This window comes from Nocardia sp. CA-135953, from assembly GCF_050955735.1.
GTDB lineage: Bacteria > Actinomycetota > Actinomycetes > Mycobacteriales > Mycobacteriaceae > Nocardia.
On sequence record NZ_CP192082.1, the window covers coordinates 4,739,866 to 4,750,000 of the forward strand.

The 10,135-nt window shown below is 63.9% G+C and carries 7 protein-coding genes and 2 rRNA genes (1 of these 9 cut by a window edge); all 9 read right to left on the bottom strand.

The window, feature by feature from the left end; all coding sequences use genetic code 11:
* Positions 1-4: 4 nt before the first annotated feature.
* Positions 5-1,774 carry a DNA repair protein RecN gene (recN, locus tag ACQPXH_RS21820; RefSeq protein ID WP_433598390.1) on the bottom strand — a complete coding sequence of 590 codons (1,770 nt, stop codon included), beginning with the start codon at positions 1,772-1,774 and terminating at the stop codon, positions 5-7.
* Positions 1,752-2,744, bottom strand: a complete 993-nt coding sequence (locus ACQPXH_RS21825) for an NAD kinase (protein WP_433598391.1) — start codon at positions 2,742-2,744, stop codon at positions 1,752-1,754. Before ACQPXH_RS21825 ends, recN begins: the two co-directional genes overlap by 23 nt.
* A complete protein-coding gene (locus tag ACQPXH_RS21830) occupies positions 2,741-3,562 on the bottom strand; it encodes a TlyA family RNA methyltransferase (protein WP_433598392.1) in 822 nt (273 codons plus the stop codon). Before ACQPXH_RS21830 ends, ACQPXH_RS21825 begins: the two co-directional genes overlap by 4 nt.
* A gap of 1 nt (position 3,563) precedes the next feature.
* Positions 3,564-3,866: a hypothetical protein gene (locus ACQPXH_RS21835; RefSeq protein WP_433598393.1), complete on the bottom strand. Its 303-nt coding sequence runs from the start codon at positions 3,864-3,866 to the stop codon at positions 3,564-3,566.
* A gap of 13 nt (positions 3,867-3,879) precedes the next feature.
* The gene (locus ACQPXH_RS21840) at positions 3,880-4,776 is read right to left on the bottom strand and encodes an HAD-IIA family hydrolase (protein WP_433598394.1); all 897 of its coding nucleotides are present in this window, start codon (positions 4,774-4,776) and stop codon (positions 3,880-3,882) included.
* A gap of 554 nt (positions 4,777-5,330) precedes the next feature.
* Entirely contained in the window at positions 5,331-6,188 is an 858-nt protein-coding gene (locus ACQPXH_RS21845) for a tetratricopeptide repeat protein (protein ID WP_433598395.1), read from the bottom strand.
* Positions 6,185-6,919, bottom strand: coding sequence for a hypothetical protein (locus tag ACQPXH_RS21850; RefSeq protein WP_433598396.1), 735 nt, complete (start codon positions 6,917-6,919; stop codon positions 6,185-6,187). The genes ACQPXH_RS21845 and ACQPXH_RS21850 overlap by 4 nt, the downstream gene beginning before the upstream one ends.
* A 328-nt stretch (positions 6,920-7,247) precedes the next feature.
* A 5S ribosomal RNA gene (gene rrf / locus ACQPXH_RS21855) occupies positions 7,248-7,364 on the bottom strand.
* Positions 7,365-7,477: 113 nt separating this feature from the next.
* Positions 7,478-10,135: ribosomal RNA gene (locus tag ACQPXH_RS21860) — 23S ribosomal RNA — on the bottom strand (it continues 474 nt past the right edge of the window).

Sequence of the window (10,135 nt, forward strand, 5' to 3'; positions counted from 1 at the left end):
CTCCTCAGGCGAGGGCACGTTCGGCGCGGGCTGTTTCGAGCAGTTCCTCGGCGTGGGCTCGGCCGGTTTCGGTGTCATCGAGACCAGCCAGCATGCGAGCCAATTCGATGACGCGCTCGTCCTTGGTCAATGCCCGGACGCCGCTGTTGACCTTGCCCTTGCCGTCATCGGACTTGTCCACCACCAGATGAGTGTCTGCGAATGCCGCGACCTGCGGCAGGTGGGTCACCACGATCACTTGATGGGTGCGCGCGAGCCGAGCCAGTCGGCGGCCGATCTCGACCGCGGCCCGGCCGCCGACACCGGCGTCGACCTCGTCGAACACCATCGTCGCGCCGTGATCCGAACTGGCGAGCACCACTTCGAGAGCCAGCATCACGCGTGACAACTCACCACCGGATGCGCTCTTGCTCAACGGCAACGACTGCGCGCCCGAATGCGCGGACAGCCGGAATTCCACCTCGTCGACACCGGCCGAACCCGCATGCAATTCCTGCCCGTCCACCGTCAGCGGCGCGGAATCCTGTGGGCTCGCAGGCACCGGCCGCACCACGACCTCGAGCTTCGCCTTACCCATCGCAAGCCCACCGAGTTCGGCGCTCACCGCCGAAGCGAGCTTGCCCGACGACTTGGTGCGCGCCGCAGTCAATTTGCGTGCCGCTTCCCGAACGCGTTCCGCAGCGGTATCCACCTCCGCCGCCAGCGCCGCCAACGCCTCTTCGGAGACATCGAGCGAGCCGAGACGCGTGCGCGCCTCATCCGCCCACGCGATGACCCCGTCGATATCGGGTGCGTACTTGCGCGTCAGCGGTTTCAATTCGGCCTGCCGGGTGAGCAGCGAATCCAATGCGCCCGGGTCCGAAGGCAAATCCGACAGATAGCCGCTGAGCTCGGTGGTGAGATCGACGACCACCGCGATGGCCTCACCGAGCCGCGGCCCGAGCGCGGTCAGCGCCGGATCGTGGGCCGATTCGATGCGGGCCCGCGCGGCGCCGAGCAATTCCAGCGCGCCCGAACCGTCTTCGGGCGAATCGGCGGGACCAGCCAACGCATCGTGCGCGATCGCGGCGGCCTCCCGCAGCGAATCCAGATCGCTGAGCCTGCGCACCTCGTCGACGATGCGCTCGTCCTCGCCGGGTTCCGGTGCGATGGTATCGATTTCGGACAGCGAATGCTTCAGCCGGTCGGCCTCCAGCGCGAGTTCCCTACTGCGCGCGGTACGTTCGAGCAGCTCAGTGCGAGCGTCGAGCCAGGATCGCCGCTGCACCTGGTACTTACGCAGCAGCGAAGCGACCGTATCGGCGGCGAACTGATCCAGCGCGGACAGCTGCTGATCCGGACGCTGCAGGCGCAGCTGATCGTTCTGACCGTGCACGGTCAGCAACGGCGCGGTGAAATCGGCGAGGACAGCGGCGGGTACGCCGCGCCCGCCCAGGTGCGCGCGGGAACGTCCGTCACTGCCGACGGTGCGGATCGCGATGATGCTGCCGTCGTCATCGCGTTCTGCCGCAGCCGCTTCCAAGACTTCCTGCACTTGCTTCTGCGCGGTGGTATTCACCTCGTCGACGGTGAACCGGCCCTCGACCACGGCCCGGTCCGCACCCAACCGGACCCGGCCCGCATCCGCCCGCGCCCCGCTGAGCAGGTGCAGGCTGGTCACCACCATGGTCTTACCGGCGCCGGTCTCACCGGTCAGAACCGTCAGGCCCTCATGGAATTGCGCGGTGGCCGTGGATATGACGCCAAGCCCGTCAATCCTGATCTCTGTCAGCACGTGTGATCTCCGTTCGCCGTCGGCCACGCCAGCCCGTCACGGGCAATTGGAACTTGCGCACCATCCGGTCTGCGAATGGTGCGGAATCCAACCGCACCCACCGCACCGGTTCGGCACCGCGGACCGCCTCGAGCCGGCCGCCCTTCGGCAATGCCAGGGTGCGCCTGCCATCCAGGAAAACTATCGCATCATGGCCCGCCGCAACGGATTCGACCGCGATCCTGGACTCCGGACTGGTCACCAACGGCCGTGCGAACAGGGCGTGCGCATTACTCGGAATCACCAGCAGCGCTTCGAGTTCCGGCCACACCACCGGGCCGCCCGCGGAGAACGCGTAGGCTGTCGATCCGGTCGGTGTGGAGATGAGGATGCCATCGCAACCGAACTGCGAAACCGGCCGCCCGTCGACCTCCAGGACCACCTCCAGCACACCCATGCGCGCGGCGTTCTCGATACTGGCTTCATTGAGCGCCCAACCGGTTTCGACGATATCGTCGTCCACCCGCACGTTCACATCGATCGTCATCCGATGCTCGATGCGGTAATCGCCGCGGACCACGCTCGCCAACGCCTCGTCGAGGTGTTCGGCCTCGGCCTCGGTGAGAAAACCGATGCGGCCCAGGTTGATTCCGAGCACCGGCACCCCCGCCGGTCTGGCCAGTTCGGCCGCGCGCAAGAAGGTGCCGTCACCGCCGAGCGAAAGCACCATCTCGCAGCCGACCGCAGCGTCCGGGCAATGCTCGACCACGCGCGCCGGATATCCGCCCGGTTCCGCGACGGCCGTCCCGCCCGGGGTATCGGGCTCACAGTCGAATCGGGTGCTGTCCGCCTCGTCCGCGAGCACGCGCAGCCCGATACCCACGTCCGCGAAAATCTTCGCGACACGATGAGCGGTCTCGATGATCTCCGCCCGGCCCGGATGCGAAACCAGCAGAATCTCTCTGGATTCCGCCGGCGTCAGCGCGTTCACTGTGGACCCTCCTCAATCGCACGTTCGACAAGCGCCGCGACCTGTTCGCCGTCGTACTCGAACTGCCCGTCTTTACGCAGCCACACAAAGTATTCGACATTGCCCGATGGGCCGGGCAGCGGGCTGGCCACCACCCCGACGGTGCGCAAGCCCAATTCGGCGGCGGCCGCCGCGACATCGCGCACCACTTCCACGCGCAATGCGGGATCACGCACCACACCGCCGGAGCCTACTCGCTCCTTGCCCACCTCGAACTGGGGTTTGACCATAGGCAACAGGTCGGCACCCGGCGCGGAGCAGGCCGCGAGGGCGGGCAGCACCAGATTCAGCGAGATGAACGACAGATCACCGACAACCAGTTCGACGGTGCCGCCGATGGATTCGGAGGTGATGGCGCGAACATTGGTGCGATCGAAAACCCGCACTCGATCGTCGTTCTGCAGCCGCCAGATCAGCTGGCCGTAGCCGACATCGACGGCGACGACCTCACGCGCCTGTCTGGAGAGCAGTACGTCGGTGAAGCCACCGGTCGACGCACCGGCATCCAGGCAGCGCTTCCCCTCGACGCTCAGGCCTTGGGGTTCGAATGCTTCGAGCGCGCCGAGCAGCTTGCGCGCACCACGCGACGCCCACGACACCTCGTCGGGCTCCTCGCGCACGACCAACGGCGTGCCGGTCTCCACGGCAGTCGCCGGCTTCACCGCGACCGTTCCAGCAATCAGGACGCGGCCCGCACCGATCAGCTCGACCGCGTGTTCACGCGATCGGGCCAATCCGCGGCGAACCAGTTCGGCGTCCACCCGCGCGCGCCTGGCCACCTCAGATCTTGTCCACCGTGGCCAGTGCCTGTACGAGCACTTCATGCGCCTGTTCCAGGATGCGGGCGCGCCGGGTGATATCGGCGCCGGAATCGGAGGCCGTCGGCGGGGGCGCCGCCAAGCCGGCCCACGCCGGACGCGCGTCGAGTTCGGCGAGCAGACCGTCGATCTCGACGCGGATCCGCTCGGGGTCGGCAGGCTCCGGGCGTCCCTGTGCACCCGGCAGATGCTGGCCGGGCAGCGGTGGCCCGGGGCGCGGTCCATTCGAGCCGGGTCCGTTGGGGCGTGGCATCGGAGTAGTCATCGTGGGGTCAACGCTATCGGATTTCCGAAGCGGACGCGTGCACCCTTACGGCTCTTCCCGGGTTACGGCGTAAGCGTTCCGCCAAGTCGTCGGCGAGGTCGGTCGCCTCGTCCTCGACCGGCGGATGATTCAGTGCATCCAATGACTCCGAGACGTAGGTCGGGATCAGGTCCGCCGGGGCGTCGCGTAGTTCGTCGAGGGTGCTCACGCCGGTCAGGACCAGCAGCGATTCCAGGCCGACGCGGTTGGCGCCCTCGATATCGGTGTCGAGGCGGTCGCCCACGACCAGGGCGCTGCGCGTTCCGGCGCGCACCAGGGCGTCCTCCAGTAGTGGCGGATAGGGTTTGCCCGCTACAACAGGCTCTCTACCGGAGGCGGCACGTAATGCGGCGACCATGGCGCCGTTGCCAGGGGCGAGGCCACGCTCGTTCGGCAACGTCCTATCGGTATTGGCCGCGACCCACAGTGCGTCGGCACTCAGTGCGTAGGCAGCCTCGGCCAGATCCGGCCAGGCGGTTTCGGGTGAATGTCCTTGTACAACAGCATCGGGCGCGGCTCCATTGAAGCGCCGGATCGAACGCAGCCCGACCGCTACGACCTCTTTGGCCAGGTCATCGGTGCCGACGATCAACACCGTTGCTCCGGAATCGAGCCGCTCGGCCAACAACCGCGCCGCCGCCTGCGCACTGGTCACGACATCATCGGTTTCCGCCGCGAACCCGAGCTCGACCAAATGCCGTGCGACCACATCCGGACCGCGACTCGCATTGTTCGTGACATATACAAGCCGCTGTGCCGCATCGGAATCCGCCAACGCCTCCGGCGCGCCCTCGATCACCTCCGGCCCGCGATACAGCGTGCCGTCCAGATCCAGCAGCAGGGCTTCATACCGCTCTCGTAGCCGCTTCACACCACTCTCACTTCATGTAACCGACCGACACCTCCCCGAACCCTACGCCAGCCCGCCGACAGGAAATGACGGCGTCGACCGACCGTATGCCACAACTCCGATTCCGAAACCCACGCTCGAATCGACAGTGCGACGTGTGACACCGCCTAGCCAGCGCATTGCAGAGGGTCCGCAGTCAGCGACGAAGAGCGACCAGAACCGCCGGACATCCGCGGGCCATGCGCAACCTCAGAAGCCACGCCTTCGCTGGCTAGCGCCCAACGCGAGACTGTGCCGCTCTTCCGACAAGATCCGTTCACCTGTACCCGCGCATTCCATACCCTCTTGACGGCTGTCCGACTCGATCGCCCCTGCACTTGTGACCTGAGTCCACTAACTCTTCGGTGTGTGCCTATAGGTCGGTGTCGCCGGTCAGTTCCTCGGCACGCTCTTCGGCATCTGTTTCACCGTCGAGGTCGGCGGAGGCCGCGTTGAGAAACCAGGTGAGGCCCTCTGCGGTGCGGCCCGCGGCGACCAGGGCGTCGGCGTAGAAGAGACGGGCGGCGGAGCCGGTGCTATAGGTCGGTGCCGCCGGTTAGTTCCTCGGCGCGCTCTTCGGCATCTGTTTCACCGTCGAGGTCAGCGGAGGCCGCGTTGAGGAACCAGGTGAGGCCCTCTGCGGTGCGGCCCGCAGCGACTAGGGCGTCGGCGTAGGCGTAGAAGAGACGGGCGGCGGCGGAGCCGGTGCGGGAGGGGTCGAGTTCCGAGGTCTGCAGGGTGACTACGGCCTGGTCGTATTGGCCGAGATCCATGCGGGCGCCGGCGACCACTATGCGGAGCTCGGTGGCCTCGTCACCGCGCAGGGCGCGGGCTTCATCGCCGCGGCCCAGTTCGATCGCACGTTCGGGGCGGCCGAGGCCGCGTTCGCAGTCGGCCATGACGGCGAGCAGACCGGAACCTCCGGACATCCGGCGGGCCGTGCGCAATTCGGAAAGGGCCTCGGCCCACTCACCCGCGTGATAGGCGGTGACGCCAGCGGTTTCGCGGACCACGGCAATGCGGCCGGCGCGTTGGCGGGCGGCCCGTGCATGAGCCAAAGCGAGACGCGGATCATCGTCGATGAGTCGGGCCGCCATTACGAGATGCCGGGCGACCGTTTCGGCATTGCTCTTGTCCAGACTCAGCAGGTCGCGACGCACCTCGGTTTCGAGGTCGGCGGCCTGGACTTCATCGGGCAGATCCGGCTCTTCGGGACGCGCGGCGCGTCGATCAGCCGAACCACCCCCGGCACGTGCGCCCTCGCCACCACGACGGCGATCCTGTGCCTCGTCGCCGCGGGTCCAGCCGCCGCGCTGACCGGAGTCACCGCCACGGTTGAAACCGCTACGCTGTCCGGCGTCATCGCGTCGCTTGAACCCGGTGCCTTCGTTCACATCGCCGCGCTGACCCGAGTCGCCACCACGCTTGAAACCACCGCGCTCACCGGTCCCACCACGGCCGACCCCGCCGCGCTCCGCCGAGTCACCGCGGTTGAAACCACCGCGGTCCCCCGAGTCACCACGGTTGAAACCACCGCGATCGCTCGAACCACGGCTGAAGCCACCACGATCGCCGGAACCACCACGGTCACCAGAACCACTGCGGCCGAAGCCACTTCGATCGCCGGAATCACCGCGCTGACCCGAATCGCCGCCACGTTTGAAGCCACGGCGCTCGCTGGAATCACCGCCTCGGTTAAAACCGCCACGCTCACTGGAATCGCCCCGATCGAAACGGCCGCGATCACCGGAGCCACCCCGATTGAATCCGCCCCGTTCGCCCGCATCGCCGCGTCGGCCCGAATCACCACTGCGGTTGAAACCGCCGCGTTCGTCCGAGCCACCACGGTTGAAACCACCTCTGTCGGCCGAATCACCGGAGCGCTTGAATCCGCCGCGCTCACCCGAACCACCACGGTTGAAACCACGCTCGCCGGAATCACCACGACGGCCAGAATCACCACGATGGCCGGAGTCGCCGCGCTCGAAACCGCCACGGCCGCCGCCGCGGTTGAAACCTCCGCGATCATCGGCACCGCGGTCGTAGCCGCCACGGCTACCGGAGTCGCCGCGCTCGCCGGATCCGCTGCGCTTGAAACCACCGCGGTCGCCGGAACTGCGATCATTGGAATCGTTGCGGCGGTTGAAGTCGCCGCGGTCGTTCGAACCACTCCGGGTCGAGTCGCTGCGTTTGAAGCCGCGCCGTTCACCGGAATCACCTCGGTCGGAAGAGCCGCGAGAGTCGCCACCTCGATCGCGGTCGGGACCGTCCTGCCGGAAAGACTTCCGGCCGTCGTTCTGTTCCGACACGGTGGCCCCTTTCTAGGTTCCGCCAGGGGTTGTCGAACCCCTGAATTCAATCACGTGTCGGCGGTCGGGCCCGAACACGGCATAGATATAGGTGCAAAAACGACGATAGGGGACCCAGATCTGGGTCCCCTATCGTGAAGGATGTTCCGGCGGTGTCCTACTCTCCCACACCCTGTCGAGTGCAGTACCATCGGCGCTGGTGGGCTTAGCTTCCGGGTTCGGAATGGGACCGGGCGTTTCCCCACCGCTATAGCCGCCGTAACTCTATGAAACTATCCACACCCACAACACCCTCGAGAACACACGATCCTCGGGATACCAGCGGGTGTTTGTGTGTTGTTTCAGATACCGCACAGTGGACGCGTAGCTTCTTCGTTGGTAAGTCCTCGGCCTATTAGTACCAGTCACCTCCACCCGTTACCGGGCTTCCAGTTCTGGCCTATCAACCCCATGGTCTGTAGGGGGCCTTAACCACTCGAAGGTGGTGAGAAACCTCATCTTGGAACAGGCTTCCCGCTTAGATGCTTTCAGCGGTTATCCCTCCCGAACGTAGCTAACCAGCAGTGCCCTTGGCAGGACAACTGGCACACCAGAGGTTCGTCCGTCCCGGTCCTCTCGTACTAGGGACAGCCTTCCTCAAGTTTCTGACGCGCGCGGCGGATAGAGACCGAACTGTCTCACGACGTTCTAAACCCAGCTCGCGTGCCGCTTTAATGGGCGAACAGCCCAACCCTTGGGACCTACTCCAGCCCCAGGATGCGACGAGCCGACATCGAGGTGCCAAACCATCCCGTCGATATGGACTCTTGGGGAAGATCAGCCTGTTATCCCCGGGGTACCTTTTATCCGTTGAGCGACACCGCTTCCACTTGCCGGTGCCGGATCACTAGTCCCGACTTTCGTCCCTGCTCGAGCTGTCACTCTCACAGTCAAGCTCCCTTGTGCACTTGCACTCGACACCTGATTGCCAACCAGGCTGAGGGAACCTTTGGGCGCCTCCGTTACATTTTAGGAGGCAACCGCCCCAGTTAAACTACCCACCAGGCACTGTCCCTGAACCAGATCATGGCCCGAGGTTAGAAGTCCAATACGATCAGAGTGGTATTTCAACGACGACTCCACAAACACTGGCGTGCCCGCTTCACAGTCTCCCACCTATCCTACACAAACCGCACCGAACACCAATACCAAGCTATAGTGAAGGTCCCGGGGTCTTTTCGTCCTGCCGCGCGTAACGAGCATCTTTACTCGTAATGCAATTTCGCCGAGTCTGTGGTTGAGACAGCAGAGAAGTCGTTACGCCATTCGTGCAGGTCGGAACTTACCCGACAAGGAATTTCGCTACCTTAGGATGGTTATAGTTACCACCGCCGTTTACCGGGGCTTAAATTCTCAGCTTCGCCCTTTACAGGCTAACCGGTCCTCTTAACCTTCCGGCACCGGGCAGGCGTCAGTCCGTATACATCGTCTTACGACTTCGCACGGACCTGTGTTTTTAGTAAACAGTCGCTTCTCTCTGGTCTCTGCGACCACCCCCAGCTCAGGCTGCAAGAACCATCACCAGACGTGGTCCCCCTTCTCCCGAAGTTACGGGGGCATTTTGCCGAGTTCCTTAACCACAGTTCTCTCGATCGCCTCAGTATTCTCTACCTGACCACCTGTGTCGGTTTGGGGTACGGGCCGTGCACCAACTCACTAGAGGCTTTTCTCGGCAGCATAGGATCACTGAATTCACCTCAATCGGCTACGCATCACCTCTCAGGCACAAGAGACACGGATTTGCCTATGCCTCGCCCTACAGGCTTACACCAGTACAACCACTGACTGGCCCAGCTACCTTCCTGCGTCACCCCATCGCTTGACTACTACAGCAAGGGTCGTATGCAGCCACTTCCGGCTCCCCGAAGGAAGTCCATCCGCTTTTGGATACTTAGCACCACTGATTCGCCACTGGGCGCGGATACACGGGTACGGGAATATCAACCCGTTGTCCATCGACTACGCCTGTCGGCCTCGCCTTAGGTCCCGACTCACCCTGGGCGGATTAACCTGGCCCAGGAACCCTTGGTCATTCGGCGGACGAGTTTCTCACTCGTCTTTCGCTACTCATGCCTGCATTCTCACTCCCACAGCCTCCACAACTAGCTCACACTGCTGCTTCCATGGCTGCAGGACGCTCCCCTACCCATCCACACCACTACACCACAAACCGTAATCTGTGGCGGATGTATTGTGTGAATGCCGCGGCTTCGGCGGTGTACTTGAGCCCCGCTACATTGTCGGCGCAGAATCACTTGACCAGTGAGCTATTACGCACTCTTTCAAGGATGGCTGCTTCTAAGCCAACCTCCTGGTTGTCTTCGCGACTCCACATCCTTTTCCACTTAGTACACGCTTAGGGGCCTTAGCCGGCGATCTGGGCTGTTTCCCTCTCGACTACGAAGCTTATCCCCCGCAGTCTCACTGCCACGCTCTCACACACCGGCATTCGGAGTTTGGCTGATTTCGGTAAGCTTGTAGGCCCCCTAGACCATCCAGTAGCTCTACCTCCGGCGTGAAACACGTGACGCTGCACCTAAATGCATTTCGGGGAGAACCAGCTATCACGGAGTTTGATTGGCCTTTCACCCCTACCCACAACTCATCCCCTCAGTTTTCAACCTAAGTGGGTTCGGGCCTCCACGACGTCTTACCGTCGCTTCACCCTGGCCATGGGTAGATCACTCCGCTTCGGGTCTAGAACACGCGACTGAAACGCCCTCTTCGGACTCGCTTTCGCTACGGCTACCCCACACGGGTTAACCTCGCCACATGCCACTAACTCGCAGGCTCATTCTTCAAAAGGCACGCCATCACCCACCACAACAAGTTGTGCGCAGGCCCTGACGGATTGTAAGCGCACGGTTTCAGGTACTATTTCACTCCCCTCCCGGGGTACTTTTCACCTTTCCCTCACGGTACTAGTCCGCTATCGGTCACCAGGGAGTATTCAGGCTTACCGGGTGGTCCCGGCAGATTCACAGCAGATTTCA

Coding starts and splice junctions, on each gene's coding strand:
- ACQPXH_RS21850 (WP_433598396.1), bottom strand. CDS start 6,919: ATGATCGCAGTTCCGGCGACCGCGGTGGTTTCAAGCGCAGCGGATCCG.
- ACQPXH_RS21835 (WP_433598393.1), bottom strand. CDS start 3,866: ATGACTACTCCGATGCCACGCCCCAACGGACCCGGCTCGAATGGACCG.